Below are 21,516 nucleotides of genomic sequence, written 5' to 3'. Positions count from 1 at the left end.
ATGATAATACAAATGCACTTAATGATGGGAGGTGATGTTGTGAAGATATCGATCGAAAACGTTAGTCCTGATAAGGAAGAAGAAATTATCATCCGTTGTTACGAGGTCAATGATGAAATACTTGAGTTAATGAACAAATTGAAGACGAAAAATAGCATACTTATAGGTTATAACGACGATTCTATTTATCAACTGAACCCATCTAATGTATATTATTTCGAATCCGTAGACAATAAAGTATTCATCTACTGCCGAGATAAGTTCTACGAGTGCAAACAGAAACTATATGAGCTTGAACAAATATGTGATCACAAAAGGTTTTTCAGAGCATCAAAATCCATAATAATAAATATAACGAAAATATCCCATGTCAAGCCGTCAATCAGTGGCAGATTTGAAGCTACTATGGTAAACGGGGAGAAAGTATTGGTGTCACGGCAATATGTACCAGTGCTGAAATCCAAGCTAGGACTGTAAAGGAGGTAGAAATACATGAAATTTTTAGATTTGATAAGACAATTAATTAGAGATTACTTTGTTATCTTCGGAATACTAATTATAGGTACTGTGTTTCTGACTCCGCCAAACACGATAAATAGGGATTACATTCTATTGGCTATGGTATTTGCTGCTGTAGGAGATTTGCCAAGCATTGTGTTTTGGTCTAAGTCGGAGCTGACTGAAAATAGCAGACGATTGAGGATACTAATTCACTTTATACTGCTTGAGGCTGTAATACTTATATTTGGTGGCATTACCAGTATTGTATCAGGATTTATGGAATACTTAATTTTCGCCATTGAGATTGTAGTAATTTATGTTATTGTAAGATTAATTACATGGCGGGGTGACCTTGCAACAGCAAAAAGAATTAATGAAAAATTGATACATTTGAAGCGTACAGATAAATATGAATAAGAAAAAGGCATGCTGCTTTAATTTCAGCTTGCCTTTTCTTTTTTACAACTTACCTTTTAAAATAAGCAACATACCGATTTTATTTTTACAGCTATTACGCTCAAGTATATGATTATACTATAAACAAGAAAGAGGGTTATAATCATGGGAATACTTATAATTATCATTGCATTAATATTTGAAGTTGCTTTCATAGCTTATTGCATAAAAACTAGTGATAACCAAAACAAAGTTAGAAGTTGGATTCGGGTACTAGCATTTTTTACATTTATAGGTTTTATCCAAACAACTATAATTGATTGGAGCTTTCAATGGTATTTACTTGGAGCTTTGCTATTTATATTTGCGATAATCGGTGGAATTAGATTAGTTACAAAGAAATTTGGGAAGAAACTATATGAAAGATGGCGTGTTATTTCTAAAGGAATAGCTATGTTGCTGGTTTTTAGCTTTGTTACCATACCAGCAATTGTATTTCCACAGTATGAGGATCCTGATATAACTGGAGGATATAAAGTTAAGACCTCATCCTACACCTTTACGGACACGAACCGTATTGAAAGATTTACTGATACAGGCGAAAATCGTAAATTAACTGTTGAGTTTTGGTACCCAGAGGAAGCAGAAGAAAAATATCCACTTATTATTTTTTCTCATGGTGCTTTTGGAGTAAAGATGAGTAATGCATCTACGTTTATGGAACTAGCAAGTAATGGCTATATAGTCTGTTCCATTGACCATCCTTATCATGCTGCTGGAACTGTAGATATAGATGGGAACCTTACAATTGGTAGCAGTGAGTTTATGCAAGAGGTTATAGATGCTAACAGTGAGATCTATAGTGAAAAAGAGCAGTTTCAGCTTTTCGAAAAATGGATGAATTTGCGTACAGATGATATTGATTTTGTAATAGATATTATACTTAAAAATACTGAAAATAACAGTGCAGAAATCTATGATCTTATTGACACGAATAAAATAGGTCTTATGGGGCACTCACTTGGTGGTGCAGCAAGTGTACAGCTTGGACGTGAAAGGAAAGATATTAGTGCTGTTATTAACCTAGATGGCTCAATGCTCGGTGAATATAGTATCAACGGTAATGAAAGTATTGTTATTAATGAAGAACCCTATCCTCTTCCACTGCTAAACTTCTATTCAGAATATGTAATTAATGAGCTAAAAGCTAATCCAGAATATGTATACCCTAATAAATATATTTCATCGATTTCTCCAAAGGCTTTTGAAATCTGTATCAAAGGTAGCAACCACATGAGCTATACTGATTTACCACTGTTTTCACCATTGTTGGCAAATCAGCTATCTGGAATTTCCGGTGGATCAACAAAGGCTAATGTTGATGAGTATTACTGTATAGAAACCATGAATAAACTGGTGCTGGAATTTTTCAATTGTTATGTCAAGGGTGAGGGTCTTTTTGCTGCAAAAGAGTATTATTGATGGAGTAAACTAAATAATATTAATAGTGCAGAGGAACTGATTATAGATATTAAAAAACAAAGAAAAAATAGTCTATATTTATTAAGATAACTATTGACAAACACCAATAGGGACATATTTCAAGAATTCACTATTTAACTATATTCTCCCACTATTTTTACAAAATAGTGGGAGAATAAGTTAATGAATAAGCTGTTTTTTGTACCTTAATAATCTAATTATATGAAAAAAGAGTAAAAAAATGACACAGTGTTTACTGTAGGGAAGAGTGTGTTTTTATGTCTAAGAAGAAGAAAGTATCAGCTGATATTAAATTAATAGCTGTAAAAGAGTACTTAGCTGGTAATGGATCTCTTACAACCATAGGAAAAAAATATGGGGTTACTGAATCCTTATTTAGAAAATGGGTAGCGAAATATAGAGATTTTGGAGATTCTGCATTTATTCAGACCACACATTGTAATCACTACATGCTTGAGTTTAAAATGAAAGTTGTGAGTGAATATCTAGACCGTAAAGGTAGTTTATATAATTTAGCTGTTAAATATAAAATACCTAGTCATATTACTTTATCACGATGGGTTTTGAAGTATAATAGTCATGAGGAGTTAAAATTTCCACAGCAGTATTATTATTAATATATTAAGGGGACGCATTTCAATAATTTACCACTTTACGTCATTATTAGATTATTTAAGCAAAAATATGAGATAAAAATTGAAAGAAAAGAAGAAATAGCTGCCTTTAACTACTTATAATATGAAGAAAAAGACAAAAAAAGACATGGTAAATATACTATGCATTCGATGGATTAACATTAAATTTATGGATAGTTAGAAGTTAAGCAACTCTAATCTCTTTGAGTAGTTTAGGTAGGAGATCTTTATATTTGGCTTCTTCATTTAGTAGCTTAAAGCCTTTGTTTGAGAGGGTAGCTACTCGTGAAATAGTTAGATTACCAATCTCTTTACAGATTTTTTTGTAGCTGTAATCATATAGGTCTCTCATAAGGAATACAGAGATTGCTTTAAACCCTGTGATGCGATGTTTAAGATATATTGTTAAGTTAGTGCTATTAGGAAAAGTAATTTAGGAAGGGATGTTGTTTCATGATAAGTATAAATAAAATCGTAAAAATATTTACATTGTTATTTATCGTTTTTGTAATGTTCGTTGGGTGTGGTGGTGAAACACAAGAAAGTATAGATTTAAATAATTCGTTGGAAACAATAAATTCAAAGGATTCACCAAATTTTAAAAATGTGGAAAATCCAGAGGAGCCATTGGATTCAGTAGATTCAGAAAAAGTATTAGATTCAAAAAATATAGACAATTCATCAGAACCATTGAATTCAAAAGACGGACAGGTTGAAAATTTAACTGAAGAGGATTTAAGCACAAGTGATAAAGAGGCAGGGAAGAATCTAATCATTGGAGAATGGATGTATGTTAAGGAACCAAACGATGAATATGACTATATTATGATGATAACAAATGATAAGATTCTAATAGGACAAGATCAATCAGAATGGTTTTTTAAATACGAATATGAGATTGTAGATTACGATGAATCAAACAAAACAGTTCAGTTATTAGCATATGAGATTGAAGAAATTTACGGATCAGAAGAAAAGCCGCAGTTACTAGAACCTAGTGGTATAGATGTGTATAAAGTCATAGATAATATATTATATGTTACAGATTTTAACGGTGAAGAATCACAATGGAAAAAGAATTAAGAAGCATTTGTTTTATTTGTTTTAGAAATAGACCAATATGAAACAGTTCTCGTGAGCCACGAAGGCGATATCCAAGTAAGCAATAGGGGACGTTTTTCAACAATTTACATATTTAAGGCATTATTAGGCTATTTTAGTGTAAAAAGGGGATAGAAAATAGAGGTTAACAAGAAAAGGTTGTGCTTAAGTATCTTATGAGGACCTACGAGGGACTTGGAATTTTGGGTCAAGTTTTGAAACAAAGAAAAAACCGTGCTTTTCTAATGGACGCCAATAGGGACATATCTCAACCATAATATGCAATGATAATTGTAAAAGATATTGTAATTCATTGCCGAATATATGATAATAAAAGTGGTGGAAAAATGAGAAGTGTCCCTATTGGGTACAAGGAGAGTTTTTAATCATGAAAGAAAAACTAGATTTTCAATCGAATTTATTAGTAGGGTCACTATTATTCGGACTATTTTTTGGAGCGGGCAATCTCATATTTCCCGTTCAAATGGGACATTTAGCTGGAGGCAATACATTCCAGGCAACAATTGGGTTTTTAATTACTGGAGTAGGACTTCCTCTATTAGGCATTATTGCATCTACTCTGTCTCAGAGTGAAAGCTTATTTGATATGGCCAAGCCTGTTAACAAAATATATTCTATACTATTTACATGTATGCTATATTTAACCATTGGACCTTTATTTGCTATTCCACGTACTGCTAGTGTAGCATTTGAGGTGGGTTTGAATCCTTTTATTGCAGAAGAAAAACTTCAATTAGCATTATTTGTATTTTCGTTGATTTTCTTCTCAATTACACTGTACTTTTCACTTAGGCCTGGTAGGATTCTCGATTGGGTTGGTAAATACCTCACCCCTATTTTTATAGCCCTTCTATCGATATTAATAATTGCAACCTTTATAAAACCAATGGGACAAGCCAGTCAATATGCGGCTCAGGGAGATTACATTTATAAGCCATTATTTAAAGGGATATTAGATGGGTATAATACTATGGATGCTTTAGCTTCTCTTGCTTTTGCAATTGTTATTATATCAAATGTAGAAAAATTAGGTATTAAAGACCCGAAAAGAAAGGCAATAGAAACATGTAAGTCGGGTTTAGTCTGTGTTGTTGGAATGAGTGTCATCTACGCATCACTAGCTTATATGGGGGCGACAAGCTTAGGCATCATTAGTAAAGCTGACAACGGTGGAGTAATAATGTCCGTGGTTAGTGAACATTATTTTGGATTTATAGGTAAAATATTATTAGCTGCTATTGTAACTGTTGCTTGCTTGAAAACAGCAATTGGATTAATTACTTCCTGCTCTCAGATGTTTAGTGAATTGTTTCCAAAATCAGTAACTTACAATAAATATGCCATTATATTTACCACCGTATCTTTCTTAATTGCTAATTTTGGACTAAGTAAAATCATTCTACTATCTATACCAGTGCTTATGTTCCTTTACCCTTTAGCAATTACTTTGATTATACTATCATTATTAGCCCCAATTATTAATAAGCAAAGGGATATATACAGGTGGACAACTTTATTAACAATTATGGCAGCTTTTTTTGATTTTTGTAATGCATTGCCGAAAACTATAAAGGAAACTCCTGTAGTAAATAAGTTAATAAATTTCGCTGAGATTTGTTTGCCTGGATTTGACTATGGTTTTGGCTGGATCATACCAGCACTAATTGGCTTTATTATAGGAATTATTAAATGGAGAATTAATGATAAACTAAGACATAATCCACTAAGATAAATTAATTTAATGACTATATTAAATTAATTTAAAGAATATCTAAGCCCTTAATGAAGTACTGTTTTGCACACTTGTAGCGAAATTTATTGTAGGTGAAGATATGAAAATTGAAGAATTACAGAGCAAGCGTCAGAAACTTAAATCTAATGCAGATATTACATTAGGTAATATGAAGAAGCAAACGATGGGAACGGTACTTTTTATATCGATAAACTGCCTCTGAGGTAATTATGGTCTTCAGAAAAACAGAAAAGTCCCCATCGTTCGAATTAGCTATTTTGCGGCTTACTTATACCTCATACACATTAATGTAATATCTAATGTAGTCAATATATTTACCCGATCTTTCAGAATACGTATAATCATCTGGCCTAAAACTAAAGTCTCCAGAGTCATATGGGTCAAAGTTACCAAACTCTTTACTTAATTCGGATCCTTTTAACCTTCTAAATATACCATACATTTTAGTAAATTCAGGTTTTAATGATCCGATTTCACCAACGTTTTCATCATATACTATGTATAGACATCGATTATCATCATATTCTATTGTTTGAAAATCACAAAAATATTCTCTATTAGTTGCATAATCTATGTAAAATTCACCTAATGTGAAAGGTGTGTTAGGAATATTTAAATTATTAGTTAATCCTTTGATACCAGCTTCATATCTCCTTATTTTCTGTTCTAATTCTTTAATCTTTTTTTTATCACCACCGAATAAACCGAGTACCGGTTTTTTATATTGTTTAATTTCATAGTTATGACCAATAGGGACATATTTCAAGAATTCACTATTTAAATATATTCTCCCACTATTATTACAAGATACTGGGAGAAAAAAGTTAATTAATAAGCTGTTTTTTGTACCTTGTGAAATAAAAAGAGTGTTTGACGAATTAACAGAACTACTTGGTCAAGAATTATTTCGGAAGTTATTTGAGGTCATTCTTACAGATGGTGGGACTGAATTTCAAAATCCTATTATACTGGAATGCACAGTCGATGGTACAATACGTACCAGTATCTATCACTGTGATCCGTATAGTTCCAGGCAAAAAGGAATGCTTGAAAAGAGTCATGAATACATTCGATATGTTTTGCCAAAAGGAAAATCTTTTAATGACCTGATACAAAAGGATGCCATTCTGTTAATGAACCATATCAACAGCGAAGCAAGAGACAGCCTGAATGGGTATACCCCGTTCGAACTGTCCCAACTTCTCCTGAACAAGGAATTACATAAAAAACTTCATCTTAAGGCAATCAAACCAGATGAGGTAACCCTTATTCCAGCATTATTAAAATAAAATAGTCGTAGCACAGGCAGAGATTTTACTGTATAGAACTTAGTCTTACACTAAAGCATATGGAATTTAGTCTCGCGCACTATTTTCAGATGCCTGTTTGCTATGCAGTAAAAAACATGTTTTCTATGCTAATACAGATAGTATATGATAAAAAATAGCTTTTGTTAAGTGAAAAGTAGACGTTAGATCTACAGAAAACAAGGAGTTATGAAAAACTGGAATTTAGTTTTTCATTCAAACGAAATGTGCAAGAATTATTATAAGAATATTGTAATTTATTGCTGGATGTATGATAAGATAAAAGTAGTGAAAAAATGAGAAGTGTCCCTATTGGGACATTGTTTGTTATTTATCAACATTGACAGATGATTACTAAAATGTTAAAGAATGAATTGAATTTTCCGCATATCAAACAATGATAGCAATAAAAGTGATATAGTAAAATAAAACAAGTTTGCAACTATACTCAGAAGATAGGATTGTGTTTAAGAAATGAATTTAGAAATTAAAAATATTGAGAAAAAATATGACAATACTAGCATTTTGAATGATATATCTTTTACTCTTCAACCAGGTATTTATGGTTTGTTAGGAGCTAATGGAGCTGGTAAAAGTACATTATTACGAATTATTTGTGGTGTGACGCGAGCAAATAAGGGGACTGTTAATTATAATAATACGGATATTTTTGAAAGGTTTGAAAATTATCGTTCTATTTTAGGTTTTTTACCCCAAGAATTTAAATATTATCCGGAACTTACTGGTTTGAAATTTATGATGTATATAGCAGCTTTAAAAGGGGTAGATAAAAAAAGTGCTAGGGAAAGATGTGAAGAATTACTAAAAATAGTAGGATTAAATGATGTTAAAAATAAGAAAATCAGAAAATATTCTGGTGGAATGAAACAACGTTTAGGCATAGCGCAAGCTATGATTAATGATCCCAAAATATTAATTTTAGACGAACCAACTGTTGGATTAGATCCAAAAGAAAGAATTAAATTTAGAAATCTTATAGGTTCACTATCGAATGAAAAAATTGTAATATTATCTACACATATTGTTTCAGATGTAGCATATATTGCTGATGAAATATTGATTATAAAAAAAGGATGCTTAATAAATAGAGGAATTGCAACGGAACTTGTAAAAGAAATTGAAGGACAAGTTTGGGAATGTTCAATACCACAAAAAATGGTTGCTGAATTATCAACTAAATACATAGTTAGTAATCAAAAACATGAAGATGATCGCCTTATTTTACGAGTTATTTCAAAAAATCGACCTGAAGAAAACGCGATCCAAGTAGAACCTACACTCGAGGATTTATATTTATATTACTTTAGAGAAGAGGAGACTGTAGCATGATTGAAGTAATAAAATGTGAAATAGAGAAGATTATAAAAACGAAGAGTTTTTTATCTTTTGTAATTATTGCACTAATTGTTCTAGTTGGGATTTTTCAAGTTGGATTTAATTATTCTCAACTTAGTTTAGCTGAAATAAGTAATCAAAAGAATGGACATATAGAACTTTATAGGGAAGTTGCGAATAAACATGCTGGCGAATTTAATGATAAAAAAGTAAAAGAAATTCTATCGGATTTTATAGAGCGATACCAAAGTGAAATAGATGGAGAAAAAAGACCATTTGATTTGTTTTCATGGGATATTGCTGAAGTGTTTTTTCCTAAGGATGAAGATGTTTATATAAAAATGAATGATGCAATGGAACGCGGTGAGAAAATAACTATTGATGAAGTTAACCTTTTGTCCGTAAAAGATGCCGGATTTTCCACTTTTAGCGATCCTTTAAAAATAGGAAGTTATACACCATGGAATGATTTATATACTGTTTTAGGTGCCCTATTTATTTTAATGAGTTTGCTAGCAATTGTAATTTGCTCAACTGTCTTTTCTGGTGAAGTATCTAGTAATATCAATCAGCTCTTATTGTCTACAAAGTACGGTAGGAGTAAAATGATTTTATCAAAGATTATTGTCGCTACAGGGATTTCGATAATTTTATTTATAGTAATTCATGCAATTACTTTTATGTATTTTTATTTCCATTATTATGCTTTAGATGGATGGAATGCAAGTATTCAAACGAATTTTTCATTAAAGTTATTTAATTTTCCTGTTGAAGTGAACCACTTACAAGTATATTTTTTAATTCTTATTTTTCAATTGTTTGGATTATTAGCAACAGTAGGTGTTACTTTGTTTATTTCCTCTATCACAAAATCGACGTTTGCTTCATTATTAGTAGCAACGAGTGCTTTCTTTCTACCTCTAGGATTAAGTTCAGTCTTTAGAACAGGAATTATTCATAAATTACTATGCCTATTTCCTATAAACATATATAATCCTGAGAGTATGTTAACAGTAATGAGTGCGGAAAAAGGATTTGTTTTTAACACATTTGCACAAAATTTTGTATTTGTAATATGTCTATTACTAGTAGTAAAGATTCTTGGTGATTTAGTTGCTTATTTCAAAACTAAATATTCATATAATTAAAGCGACTCGCTAGCGGCATGGCTTTTTAAGTCACGTTTTTTGAAGTCTCCCATTTATTTTTACCCTAATTGGCAAATAATTTATTTTAAAGACATTAAAAACTCACTAGGGTGAATAGTGGATTTCAAATGGATAACCTATGGGGCGCATGAAGACTCATTGGGTATGTAACTTTTAACATCAGAAAAACATTACAAAAAGCTGTCTCTAATCTTGCGATTTAGAGACAGCTTTATCGTAAGCGCTCAATAACAGAGTGCCTTATATAGGTAGGTAATTGCAAAAAGAGCAAAGCCAACGTAAGCGCTACACAACAAGGTGCCTAGTAAAATAAATAAAGGCTAGCTATAATGGAACTAAGCTAGCCAAATATATTATTTTCCACATACTGATTTTACATTTTCTGACCAAGGCATCAAATCTTCCAGTGCTTCTGGATCACCTTGATAATCTGTGTCAGGCATGTACATCAGTAAATATTCGAGATATGTAAATACATTAAGGTTGTTTGCTTTTGCAGTTTCAACAATGCTATATATTGCTGCACTAGCATCTGCTCCTTTTGTAGTATCAGCAAAGAGCCAGTTTTTTCGCCCAATAGCGAAAGGGCGGATACTGTTTTCCGCTAGGTTATTTGAAATGGAACATCTACCATCAAGAAGGTAATTTTCCATATATGGCTTCTGATTCTTGGCATAGTTTACTGCTTTGGCAAGTGAAGAACCATTTAATACGTTTAATGATTCAAGCCAACACCAAAAGGCATCAAGAACAGGTTTTTCAAGTTCTAGACGCTTAGTATATCTTTCATTACCAGGAAGTTCTTTGAGATCTTCCTCAATTTTAAAAAGCTTATTGCAGTAATCTCTGCCGATTTCTGCATTGGTAAGTGGAGCGTCCTTTGCCCTATTATCCGGGATAGCCTCCACAAACTTACGCCTAAGATGTGCCCAGCAACCACATCTAACAACATCTTTGATCTTATTATATCCTGCAAACCCATCAGAATGAAGGTATCCCTTAAACCCTTCTAAGTATTTGCTTGCATTGTCTCCACTTCTCGAGGGTTTAAAGGCTCACTAGGGACGTGAATTTTTGGGTCATAATACAATATCGAAAAGGCTCACTAGGGACGTGAATTTTTGGGTCATAATACAATATCGATACAAAAAGTCTCGCCCTTAGCATCACTTTTGAGCATAATTAAAAGTAAGAATATATGAGTCTAATCGGTGAGTTAATCACGTTTTTCAACTGTCGCCAAATCAATAGGCTCTTCCCACCAGCCAAAGGCGACGATAATTTTATCAAGATCAATACTTGGTGATTTTAGAATTAATGTATAATTTCCACCAGGTGCTTCGATAAATTTTCCATCTTCTTCTCCTACTAATGTAGTATTAGGAGGGACAATTCTTCTATATACGTTCACTCCATCTTGAGGAAATCTGTTAGTAGATTTTATAAATTTAATAGCTACCTTATTTTGAGGATGTGGACATAAAGATGTATTTGTCGGAGAAACCATACGGGATATATTTGCTTCTTTAGGAAAATCCGTATTAAGCCATATTTCAGCAGTTATATAGTCCTCAGAAAAATTTGAGACAGTAAATACATTTGCAAATAAGTTGACACCTGAATTACACGGATTTACTAAACCAGCCCATGCTATTTTTTCATCAGATACAAACAAAGGTTTTGTCTGCCCAACAAAATATTTCCCTTGAGAGGACCTATCTAAAGAAACTGGGATACTAACAATTTCTTGTGATTTCATATCTTTTGTATGGTATATATAATTAATAACATCATGTGGCATAGATGCATCTCCTTAACATTACTTTGTATAAATATTTACATTATGACAAAATCTCTTTCTATATAATATTCAGTAGACAGGATAATGTTAACCTATTTTTGAACAACAGTTGAACAGGAATATGAATCTAAAAGCATTAGATAAAAGGAGAAAGGTAGTGAATAAATGAAGGACTTTCAAGAATTTCTAGAAAACATAGACGAATTGAACAAAAGAGATAGAATGGAGGGGATTCTCAATCATATTAAGAAAAAATACCCACAGTTGAAAGAAGAAATCAAATGGAATCAGCCTATGTTTAGTGACCACGGCACCTTTATCATAGGTTTTAGTATTGCCAAAGGGCATATTGCAGTAGCACCTGAAGCGGTAGCCATTAGACAGTTTGAAGAAGAAATTAAAGGAGTAGGGTATTCTCATACACAGGAGTTAATGAGAATTAAGTGGACTGATGAAGTGGATTTTGAATTACTTGATAAGATGGTAAGTTATAATATTGAAGACAAAAAAGATATGACGAAGTTTTGGAGAAAAGCAACCTTTTAGTCCTAGCACCAGAAACTTATGCTGTATGTCTAAAAGAAGATGATAAAGCAATAGGTGGCATAGAGATTGATGATTGGAAAAAACAGTAGCATCATTTGATTTACATCCACATCCTTCAGGTGAAGTGACCCACTTGGGACGTGAATTTTTGGGTCAAGTTCTTGAGCCATGCCAGGCTGAAAGACTCGCCTGGGAAGGGGAAATTGCTTAGGGATGGGATGTCTTGAGCCCAATACCCTAAAATAAAAGAAGACGAAACTTACGCTTGAAGCCTCATCCTTAATGTGGTTAATTTGTAAATGAGAGTAGATCGACACTTGAGAATCTAAAAATCTGACTTGAAAAGTCCCATTCCTCACAAACGCCTTTTTTAGGATTATAGAAACGATGACCGTGTTTGAAGGCAAGAAGATCATTGCAACATTGCTTAGTGGCACTGAGATTGAATGTAAAATTGAATAGATGATTTTAATAAGCCAGTTGGGGTGATGATAGGTCACTTTGACTGGAATTTTAGTTTTAAAATAGTAATAATTAAAAATATAGAATCTTTTAAATATAACGGATATAATGAAGATGATTACAATAAAATGAATTTGATTCTTAAAACGAGATATAAGGGGTGGAAACATATGAGAAGGATGGAAGGAAATTATATAATTACGGAGACTATTTATAATTCACCAAATAACACCGTTTTTAAGGCATCGAATATTGAAAAAAATGAAACTGTTATAATTAAAACATTAAATAATGATCCGATAAGTATATCAAAGATGAAAAATGAATATGAGCTATTAAAAAAGCTCCAAGGTGATCATGTTGTAAAGGTTCGTAAGTTTTTAAAGTTTGAAAATAAAATTTCAATTGTAATTGAGGATTTTGGAGCAATTCGTCTTTCTGAATATATAAAAAACAATGATATGCAAATAAAGGAATTGCTTGATATAGCTTTGAAAATAACAAAATGCATTAAATACATACATAGTAAGCATGTAATTCATAAGAATATTAATCCATTCAATATTATGTATAATCCTGATAAAAAGATTATAAAATTCTCTGGCTTTGAAGGTTCATCAGAATTTTCTTTTGAAACTGCAGAAGCGATAAATCCAAATATGTTCCATGATAAATTGTATTATATTTCACCAGAGCAAACTGGAAGAATGAATCGACCGATAGATTATAGAACAGATTTTTATTCTTTAGGAATTACTTTATATGAATTAGCCTGTTCAAAGCTTCCCTTTGCTTCTTATAATCCTGCAGATATAGTTTATTTTCATATAGCAAAGATTCCATTGCCCATTTGTGAAATTAATCCAAGCATTCCGACTGTTGTTTCTAAAATCATATTAAAGCTTATGGAAAAAATGCCTGGAGATCGATATAAAAGTGCCTCAGGCATTGAATTTGATTTACAAGAATGTATAAATCAATTAGAAGAAAAGGGAATTATAGAAGAATTTGAACTCGGGAAAAATGATATACTGGATAAATTTGAAATTCCTAAAAAGATATATGGAAGAGATAATGAAATAAAAAAATTACTTAGAACATTTGAAAGAGCAGCCAAAGGAAATGCAGAGCTAATTCTTGTTGGTGGGTATTCTGGAATTGGTAAAACCGAATTAGTAAATGAGCTTCATAAACCTATAATCAAGGAGAATGGAATCTTTCTTTCAGGTAAGTGCGATCAATACAACAAAAATACTCCTTATTCACCTTTATTTAATGCACTTGATCAATTTTGTACTTATATCCTATCTGATTCAGAGGTTGAAGTAAAAAATTGGGGAGAAAAAATAGTAGATTCACTTGGAAAAAATGGTGCTTTACTTATAGATGTAATTCCCAGACTACAATTGATTATAGGCTCACAACCACAGTTGATGGAAGAATCTATTGTAGAAGTACAGGTTAAATTTAGTGCTGCTCTTCAAAATTTATTAAGAGCTATCTCTTCACAAAGCCGTCCAATTGTATTTTTTATTGATGATCTTCAATGGATAGATTCAGCCTCTTTAGAACTTTTTGAAAAGGTTATTTTTGATAATAGTATTAGAGGATTGATGTTCATTTGCACCTACAGAGAAAATGAGGTAGATGCATCTCATCCTTTGATTCGAACAATTGAAAAAATAAAGAAGGATAGGGGTAAAATAGAATATTTACATCTAGATAATTTGAATATCTATGCAGTTACAGAAATGATATTTAATATGTTAAGTTGTAATAAGGAAGATGCCTATGGCCTAGCAAAGATAGTTCATGAAAAGACATTAGGGAATCCATTCTATATTATTGAATTCTTAAAATATTGTAATGAAGAAAAGCTGCTGTATTATAATGTATGTGAAAAAAGGTGGAAGTGGAATGAAAGTGATATAAGAAATAGCAAAACCTCAGATAATGTTGTGGATTTTTTAATAGAAAAAATGAAAACACTTCCTGCAGCCACGAAAAAACTTATTTCCATGGCTGCCTGTATTGGAAATCGGTTTGATATAAAAATACTTTCAAAGATATCCGGAAAAAATTTAGAAAATATAAATGAATGTTTAAAACCAGCTATAACAGGTGAGATGATTTATGTACTAGGAAAAGATAATTTAAGCCCTAAAAAAGTAGAATTTATGTTTTGTCATGACAAATTTCAACAGGCAGGATATGTTTCTCTATCAGAAGAAGATAAGAAAATAATTCATATGAAAATTGCTAATTATTATGAAAATATAGAAGGGTTAACGAATACTTCAGACCTTTTTTTAGTAGCAGAACATTATTCCAAGGTATTAGATTGTATTAACAAAGAGGAAGATATTAAAAGAGTAATTAATATTTTTCTTAATGCGGCAAAGGCTGCTAGACTTACTTCCGCCTTTGATACTGCAAGGAAGTATCTTGAACTCATAATCGATATTGAACCAGAGATTTTTAAAAAGGATGATTCCTTCATGCGGACTATATATACGGAGTATCATCTAGTGCTTTTTAGTTTAGCAGATTTTGAAGAAGTGGATAAAATCTATTCAAAAATAGAAAAAATAACAAAATATCCCATTGAATTGGTAAATGCTTGTTGCGTACAATTAATCAGCCTTTCAAATAGAAGCCGGTACAAAGAAGCTTTTTATCTAGGTATATCTCTTCTTGAAAAGCTTGGAATAAGTTACTCTGAAGACAAATTAATGGATGTGCTTCAGGCAGAGGTTGAGAAGTTTTATAAGTATGAAAGTAATGGCAGCCTAGAGAATCTTGAAGAAAAGGAAATGCTCTGTAATGAAAAAGACAAAGCCATTGCAAAACTTTTGAGCAGTATATCACCAGCAAGTTTGTTTTTTAATCCGTTGGCTTCCTTTTGGGTTCTTCTTGTAAATACGAACTTAATGATTGAAAAAGGTGTTACTACCTTTGCTCTAGAACATTCAGGAGCAATTATAGTGGCATTAATCCCTTTGAAAAATGATTTTCAAACAGGATATATGCTTGCAAGAAAAGGAATACTTATTGCAGAAAAAAAGGGTTTTATTAGTGAATTGTATAGAATGTATCATACCTATAGTCTTTTTAGTTGTCATTGGTTTGAGCCTTTGGAAACTGAGATTTATTACGCTCATGAAGCTTATAAAGGAAATTTGCAAAATGGAGAATTTGAATGTTCCTGTTTTAGTTTTTTTACTTCTCAGGCAGGAATTATTGAATGCTGCAATTCTATTTCAGAAATCGGGGTTGAAGTAGAAACAGCTTTATCCTTTGCAAGTAAAATGGGCAACCTATATGCACTGGAATCATTTATTACCTTTCGTCAGCTTTTAAAAGCGTTGAAGGGAGAGACATTAATGTATGGGAGCTTTAATGATGAAGGCTTTAATGAAGAAAAACATGTGAAAGATATTAAGCACAATGCAATAGGATTATGTTATTACTATATTTACAGGGCACTTTTAGCAGTGCTATTTGGCGATTTTAAAATGGCTTATACACTTACGCAGAAGGTTGTTCCGTATTTGGGTTATATTGAGACATTTTATATAATAGCACTCTATCGCTTTTTAAACTCCATTTCTATTTGTAAGACCATTGAAGAAATGAAGAATACAGAAAAGAAAGAGACTATGCAAAAAGTATTGGAAGAAAATCAAGAATGGATGTATCAAAGAGCAAAAGACGCACCTTTTAATTTTCAGCATCTCTATGATATAGTATGCGCTGAGATGAAAGCAATGGGTGGAGAATATGAGGAAGCCTTAAAGTTATATGAAAAGGCTATGTTTGAGGCTAAAAGAAATAAAAGATACTATCACTATGGTCTTATATGTGAAATAACAGCACAGAGATATCTTAAAATGGGTATAAAGAAGACAGCAGGTTTTTATATTAAAGAAGCTTATGCAAGTTTTTTTACTTGGGGAGCAATAGGTAAAGTAGAAGCAATGAAAGAAAAGTATAAGGATATTTTATTTTCAAGTAGTGACTTCCAGTCCTTATCAAGTATTAACAATGATTTAAGCTCAATAGATTTAAAATCTATTGCTAATGCAGCTCAGACTATTTCTAGCGAAATTGAAATAAAAAAACTGCTTGAAAAATTAATGAAAATAATGATGCAAAATTCAGGAAGTACAATGGGGCACATACTTTTAAAAGATGAAAGTAGTTGGATTTTATCAATTTCTGGTGAATTAAATAATGAGTTAGAAATCATAGTTAATCACAAAGAGATAATTTTTGATAGTACAGATATAAAAAAAGTACTGCCAATTTCTATGATTAACTATGTTATGAGAACAAAAGAAGTAATAATTATTGAGGATATGGAACAGAGTCCGTTTTTATCTGATAATTATTTTTCAGAAAACAGTATTCAATCCTCAATATGTTTTCCCATTTTGAAGCAAGATATTTTAATAGGAATTGTTTATCTGGAAAATAATGCATTATCGGGAGCGTTTACTAAAGAAAATTTTGAAGTACTAAAGATAATTTCATCACAAGTTGCAATTTCTATTGAAAACTCTTTCTTATATACTAAACTAGAAAATAAGGTTAAAAAACGTACATATGAGCTTGAAGAGGCTAATGCTCGACTAAAGGAAGAAATTGCGGAACGCATTAATGCACAAGATAGGTTATTAAGTGAAAAAAAATTGACAGATGCAATATTTAACAGTGCTCCGGGTATGATCTATCTCTATGATAGTCAGTATAGATTATTGAGATGGAATAAAAAACATGAGGATATAACTGGTTACTCCTCGGAGGAATTATCTAAAATCAGCCTTATGGATTTTTATAAGGGGGATGAAGAAAACCAGAAGACCATCAAAGAGGGTTGTACTAGGGCTATTGAACAGGGATTTGGTGATGCTGAGGCAGAACTGCAGAAAAAGGATGGTAATATAGTTCCTATGTATTTTACTGCCAGTGCTTTTTATCTGGATGGTACCCAATATTTTACAGGTTTAGGCATTGACATAACGGAGCGTAAAAAAAAGGAGACAGAAATTTTTAATCTTAGCTATTATGATCAACTAACGGGTTTATACAACCGTAGATTTTACGAAGAAGAGTTAAGGAGATTCGATACAGAGAGAAACCTTCCTTTGACCATTGTTATGGGTGATGTAAATGGATTAAAACTTATCAATGATTCATTTGGACATGTTGTGGGTGATGAGCTTCTTAAGAAAGTGGCAGAGGTGCTAAGGTCAGGATGCCGAACTGGTGATATTATTGCCAGACTCGGAGGTGATGAATTTGTTATTCTATTACCAAAAACGGATGCTTTTGGAACAGAGCAAATCATTAAACGTATAAATGATCTGTCATTAAAAGAAAAAGTAGGCTCCATTGATATTTCTATTTCATTTGGTTATGATACTAAAAATAATGAGGAAGAAAAAATTGAAGACATATTTAGAAATGCTGAAGATCATATGTATAAGAAAAAACTTTTTGAAGGTCCAAGTATGAGAGGGAAAACAATTAAAGCGATAATTAATACACTTAATGAAAAAAACAAAAGGGAAGAACAACATTCCCATAGAGTATCAGCATTATGCAATAGCATGGGAGAAGCTCTTAAGCTGCCTAAATATGAAATTGAGGAACTTAGGTCAGTTGGATTACTTCATGATATAGGAAAAATAGCTATTGATGAAAATGTACTTAATAAGCCAAGTAAACTTACAGAGGATGAATGGAAAGAAATTAAGCGTCATCCAGAAATAGGTTATAGAATTCTGAGTACGGTGAATGATATGTCGGAAATGGCAGAATATGTATTATGTCACCATGAAAGATGGGATGGGAAAGGATATCCAAAAGGCTTAAAAGAGGATGAGATACCTCTTATATCAAGAATAATAACTATAGCGGATGCCTATGATGCAATGACTAGTGCGAGAAGTTACCGAAGTGCTTTGCCAGATGAAATTGCAATAAGGGAATTACAAAAAAATGCAGGGAGTCAATTTGATCCTGAACTAGTAAATGTATTCATTGAAAAAGTATTAGGACAAATCAGTGGATTATAAATAGTACCACCAATAGGGACATATTTCAAGAATTCACTATTTAAATAAAATCTCCCACTAATTTTATATGATAGTGGGAGAAAAATGATAATTAATAAGCTATATTTTGTAACTCAATAATCCTATTATATGAAAAATAGCAAAAAAAGACATGATAAAAACACTGCATGTTAATGAACAATTAGTTAGTGGTGAATTAATATGAATATGGAGAATACTTAAGTGGCTCGAACAGTATTTGTAATTTATTGCTGAATGTATGATAAGATGAAAGTAGAAAAAATGAGGAGTGTCCCTATCTGGTATTTAAACCAAAAGAGTCTTGTCTTTTATGACAAATATTTAGAGTAAACCTATCAAGGATAATATGGATGCACCTACATTTAATAAAATCACAACCTTAAATAACTAGACAAACTACAAAATTGAGAGGTATAAAAAATGAAAAAAACTGCGAAGGTATTATTTAATATTGCTTGTATTATTGGTAGTATAGTAGGGATATGGCACTTTTTTGTCCCGTATTCTTCAAATTGGTTTTCTTATATACCAGACGCTCCAACTGAAATAATTCAATCCATAAACTACATAAATTTTTGCTTTTCATTTTTGTTAGTAGGGATTAGTCTGCTGTTAATAATAGTGCAAAAGAAATTGTTTGATGGTTCAGGAGAATTACGCGTATTTTATGTGTTCTTTACTCTTATATGGTTATCAAGAATTATTATACAGCTGATTTGGCCATGGCCGTCAAGCTTACAGCTTTGGCTAGTTGTTGCCTTTAGCACCGAGTTTATATTTGCTCTGATTCCTATGATATTCTTATTAAAAAATAAACCAGAGCAGAAATAATTGCAAGCTTAGCGGCACAATTTTGAAAAAAGGAAAAAGAAAAATGATTGACTTTATAAAAGAACTTAAAGACTTATACCAGCCAAAAATAAGACTCAGTAGGTACGGGACTTTCCAGGTCAAGATATTAAGTCCTGACCTTTTTTTTATTGCAAATAACTACCCCACCCCATATGTGCACTAGTTTTATTATGATTACTTGCTATTACCCCTTCAAATAGAAGGGGTAATAGACTTTTTAGAAAGTTTCGACGAATACTCCTCTAAGAATTTCCTGTAATCTTTATAAGTCATTTTATACTTTTGAGCACTACCACATCCCATTCCTACATAATATTGGGCGAGGGTGTTTTCAACCCAACTATCAAGTTCTTCGTGATGAATAGATTCTGTCAAAAGTTTAGATTCGACTGTATCACGGTTGGAGTCAAAAGGGTATGTAACTGCAATATAAAGATGACTCCTCGTAATATAAATAATATCATCTTCCTGGATATTTTTGTCGTTTTCATCTCTTTGTTTTTTTTCTTCTTCCTCTTGGCTTAAGCCTAAAGAGTCGAGCATTTGAATATATTTGTCTTTATACAATTCAGGAATGGTAATATATAAGGAATCTTTATTAAAACTAGTATTGCAAATATCTTCTAGAAGAGATAGAGCCTCGTTTTTTAAATAAAAAACCGGTCCTGTTTTTTGATGAGTTTCTAAATAGCATCTTACATCTGAAGTTTGGGAAAGTTCTTTTCCGCTAATCTTAAACAAAGAACATTTATAACCAGTATACTTACTTGCAGTGATTAATTTATTAGGAGAATGTGGTTTAGCTACTACTTCAAAGACCACTTCCTTACCATTTATATCCTTTTTAAATATAAAACTCATTCAGCTGCCTCCTTTAAATATTGTTAGTTATATTTATTATATAATATCATGCTATCTAAGTATAACAAACTACAAAAGGGAGAACTTTCTTATAATCTTAGGGAAAGTTTGAAACAATTAATATAATTATAAATACATGTCAATGGTATAATATATATAAATACGCTTATGTGAGGTAAATAATGAAGAAAGCAATAGAAGTATTAGCGGATGGGGAGTATATAAAAAGATTTGGATAACCTTTTAATGAATCACTAGACAAATCTCAATTTGTCTAGTGATTGGAACTAGCATAACTTGAGGAGGTGCGCTAGACTTACAATCCAAAAGCACATATTATACCTGCTAAACCTTGAAAGTGAGAAAAATTTTTTAGCTTATCTTGTTTAAGATGGGCATGTATAATGTTGTAGAATAAAGATTTATTATGTAAGATATGGTAGTATAATAGTTACATAATAAATGGAGGTGTCTATAATGTCAGATTTACCGAATTGTCCAAAGTGTGATTCAAAATACACTTATGAAAATGGAAATATTATGGTTTGTCCTGAATGTGCCTACGAATGGACCTTGCAAAAACAGGCACATAACGCTAATCATGAAGTAATAAAAGATGTTAATGGAAATGTTTTAAATGATGGTGACTCTGTAATTGTAATCAAGGATCTAAAAGTAAAAGGGAGTTCATCGTCTATAAAGAAAGGTACAAAAGTAAAAAGTATAAAATTAATATACGATTCTAGTGATGGTCACGATATTGACTGTAAAATAAGTGGGTTTGGTGACATGAGATTAAAATCTGAATTTGTAAAGAGGGCATAGCACATGTACGACCCATTAAGGACGTGAATTTTTGGGTCAGGTTTCAAGTCTCGCCCTTTTAATCTTTAGGGGTTTCCCATAATTAAGGTTATGTGCAAATGAGCCACCTGTATGATTTTTGAGAGCCATCAGTGGGGCTCTCTAGCTATTTTTTGTTTGATAATTCCTTGAAAGCTGTTCCATGTTTGTCAATTAATATTTTTGAAATATCATAAAATATTGTAATTTGTTATTGAAGATATGATAAGATAAGACAGGAATGAAAAAATTGAGAAGTATCCCCTATTGCTTTGTAAAAATAAATAGAGAAAAAATATATTAATTCT

The 21,516-nt window shown here is 31.8% G+C and carries 17 protein-coding genes and 3 pseudogenes; 15 read left to right on the top strand and 5 right to left on the bottom strand.

Features of this window, described 5'->3' with window-relative positions:
- The first annotated feature begins 39 nt into the window (after positions 1 to 39).
- The 4 genes from DES36_RS05450 (at position 40) to DES36_RS05435 (ending at position 3,017) form a co-directional block, all read left to right on the top strand.
- Positions 40 to 477 carry a LytTR family DNA-binding domain-containing protein gene (locus tag DES36_RS05450; protein ID WP_113920210.1) on the top strand — a complete coding sequence of 146 codons (438 nt, stop codon included), beginning with the start codon at positions 40 to 42 and terminating at the stop codon, positions 475 to 477.
- 15 nt (positions 478 to 492) lie between these two features.
- Positions 493 to 918 (top strand): DUF3021 family protein, encoded by a 426-nt coding sequence (locus tag DES36_RS05445; protein ID WP_113920209.1) that lies wholly within the window; start codon positions 493 to 495, stop codon positions 916 to 918.
- A 144-nt stretch (positions 919 to 1,062) separates the two neighbouring features.
- Positions 1,063 to 2,379 (top strand): alpha/beta hydrolase family protein, encoded by a 1,317-nt coding sequence (locus tag DES36_RS05440; protein WP_113920208.1) that lies wholly within the window; start codon positions 1,063 to 1,065, stop codon positions 2,377 to 2,379.
- A gap of 278 nt (positions 2,380 to 2,657) precedes the next feature.
- Entirely contained in the window at positions 2,658 to 3,017 is a 360-nt protein-coding gene (locus DES36_RS05435) for a transposase (RefSeq protein ID WP_113920207.1), read from the top strand.
- A gap of 202 nt (positions 3,018 to 3,219) precedes the next feature.
- On the opposite strand, the gene DES36_RS15035 is transcribed toward DES36_RS05435, so the two are convergent.
- Complete coding sequence (locus DES36_RS15035) at positions 3,220 to 3,387, bottom strand: hypothetical protein (RefSeq protein WP_187387060.1); 168 nt, start codon at positions 3,385 to 3,387, stop codon at positions 3,220 to 3,222.
- 158 nt (positions 3,388 to 3,545) lie between these two features.
- Here DES36_RS15035 and DES36_RS05430 point away from each other — a divergent pair, with 158 nt between their 5' ends.
- Both DES36_RS05430 and brnQ read left to right on the top strand, forming a co-directional pair.
- A complete protein-coding gene (locus DES36_RS05430) occupies positions 3,546 to 4,118 on the top strand; it encodes a hypothetical protein (RefSeq protein ID WP_207657428.1) in 573 nt (190 codons plus the stop codon).
- 406 nt (positions 4,119 to 4,524) lie between these two features.
- Entirely contained in the window at positions 4,525 to 5,889 is a 1,365-nt protein-coding gene (gene brnQ / locus DES36_RS05425; RefSeq protein ID WP_113920205.1) for a branched-chain amino acid transport system II carrier protein, read from the top strand.
- A 289-nt stretch (positions 5,890 to 6,178) separates the two neighbouring features.
- Here brnQ and DES36_RS05420 read toward each other — a convergent pair whose 3' ends face one another.
- On the bottom strand, positions 6,179 to 6,676 hold the full coding sequence (locus DES36_RS05420) for a hypothetical protein (protein WP_113920204.1): 498 nt from the start codon (positions 6,674 to 6,676) through the stop codon (positions 6,179 to 6,181).
- A gap of 100 nt (positions 6,677 to 6,776) precedes the next feature.
- Here DES36_RS05420 and DES36_RS05415 point away from each other — a divergent pair, with 100 nt between their 5' ends.
- From DES36_RS05415 to DES36_RS05405, 3 genes are all read left to right on the top strand, one after another.
- Positions 6,777 to 7,199 (top strand): hypothetical protein, encoded by a 423-nt coding sequence (locus DES36_RS05415; RefSeq protein WP_113920203.1) that lies wholly within the window; start codon positions 6,777 to 6,779, stop codon positions 7,197 to 7,199.
- 492 nt (positions 7,200 to 7,691) lie between these two features.
- Positions 7,692 to 8,567: an ABC transporter ATP-binding protein gene (locus tag DES36_RS05410; RefSeq protein ID WP_113920202.1), complete on the top strand. Its 876-nt coding sequence runs from the start codon at positions 7,692 to 7,694 to the stop codon at positions 8,565 to 8,567.
- Positions 8,564 to 9,721, top strand: a complete 1,158-nt coding sequence (locus tag DES36_RS05405) for an ABC transporter permease subunit (RefSeq protein WP_113920201.1) — start codon at positions 8,564 to 8,566, stop codon at positions 9,719 to 9,721. The genes DES36_RS05410 and DES36_RS05405 overlap by 4 nt, the downstream gene beginning before the upstream one ends.
- A 374-nt stretch (positions 9,722 to 10,095) precedes the next feature.
- Here the strand turns inward: DES36_RS05405 and tnpC are convergent.
- Positions 10,096 to 10,782 (bottom strand): annotated as a pseudogene (gene tnpC / locus DES36_RS05400) (IS66 family transposase); the annotation flags it as partial.
- Positions 10,783 to 10,958: 176 nt separating this feature from the next.
- On the bottom strand, positions 10,959 to 11,543 hold the full coding sequence (locus tag DES36_RS05395; protein WP_113920200.1) for a DUF6143 family protein: 585 nt from the start codon (positions 11,541 to 11,543) through the stop codon (positions 10,959 to 10,961).
- Positions 11,544 to 11,708: 165 nt separating this feature from the next.
- Between DES36_RS05395 and DES36_RS05390 the strand changes: the two genes are divergently transcribed.
- The 5 genes and pseudogenes from DES36_RS05390 to DES36_RS05380 all read left to right on the top strand — a co-directional run bounded on the left by DES36_RS05390 (position 11,709) and on the right by DES36_RS05380 (position 19,483).
- Positions 11,709 to 12,089 carry an iron chaperone gene (locus DES36_RS05390; protein WP_113920199.1) on the top strand — a complete coding sequence of 127 codons (381 nt, stop codon included), beginning with the start codon at positions 11,709 to 11,711 and terminating at the stop codon, positions 12,087 to 12,089.
- A 73-nt stretch (positions 12,090 to 12,162) separates the two neighbouring features.
- The gene (locus tag DES36_RS14760) at positions 12,163 to 12,300 is read left to right on the top strand and encodes a hypothetical protein (protein WP_170128186.1); all 138 of its coding nucleotides are present in this window, start codon (positions 12,163 to 12,165) and stop codon (positions 12,298 to 12,300) included.
- A gap of 277 nt (positions 12,301 to 12,577) precedes the next feature.
- Positions 12,578 to 17,095, top strand: a pseudogene (locus DES36_RS05385) (AAA family ATPase); the annotation flags it as partial.
- Between the two features lie 48 nt (positions 17,096 to 17,143).
- A pseudogene (locus DES36_RS15435) lies at positions 17,144 to 18,631 on the top strand (HD domain-containing phosphohydrolase); the annotation flags it as partial.
- 441 nt (positions 18,632 to 19,072) lie between these two features.
- On the top strand, positions 19,073 to 19,483 hold the full coding sequence (locus DES36_RS05380; protein ID WP_113920197.1) for a hypothetical protein: 411 nt from the start codon (positions 19,073 to 19,075) through the stop codon (positions 19,481 to 19,483).
- A gap of 213 nt (positions 19,484 to 19,696) precedes the next feature.
- Here DES36_RS05380 and DES36_RS05375 read toward each other — a convergent pair whose 3' ends face one another.
- On the bottom strand, positions 19,697 to 20,365 hold the full coding sequence (locus DES36_RS05375) for a hypothetical protein (protein ID WP_113920196.1): 669 nt from the start codon (positions 20,363 to 20,365) through the stop codon (positions 19,697 to 19,699).
- 477 nt (positions 20,366 to 20,842) lie between these two features.
- On the opposite strand from DES36_RS05375, the gene DES36_RS05370 reads away from it, so the two are divergent.
- Positions 20,843 to 21,190 carry a zinc ribbon domain-containing protein YjdM gene (locus DES36_RS05370; RefSeq protein ID WP_113920195.1) on the top strand — a complete coding sequence of 116 codons (348 nt, stop codon included), beginning with the start codon at positions 20,843 to 20,845 and terminating at the stop codon, positions 21,188 to 21,190.
- The last annotated feature ends 326 nt before the right edge of the window (positions 21,191 to 21,516 follow it).

Source organism: Alkalibaculum bacchi (assembly GCF_003317055.1).
GTDB lineage: Bacteria > Bacillota > Clostridia > Eubacteriales > Alkalibacteraceae > Alkalibaculum > Alkalibaculum bacchi.
The sequence above is the reverse complement of the archived record's forward strand: the minus strand, read 5'-3'. Positions and strand labels throughout refer to the sequence as shown.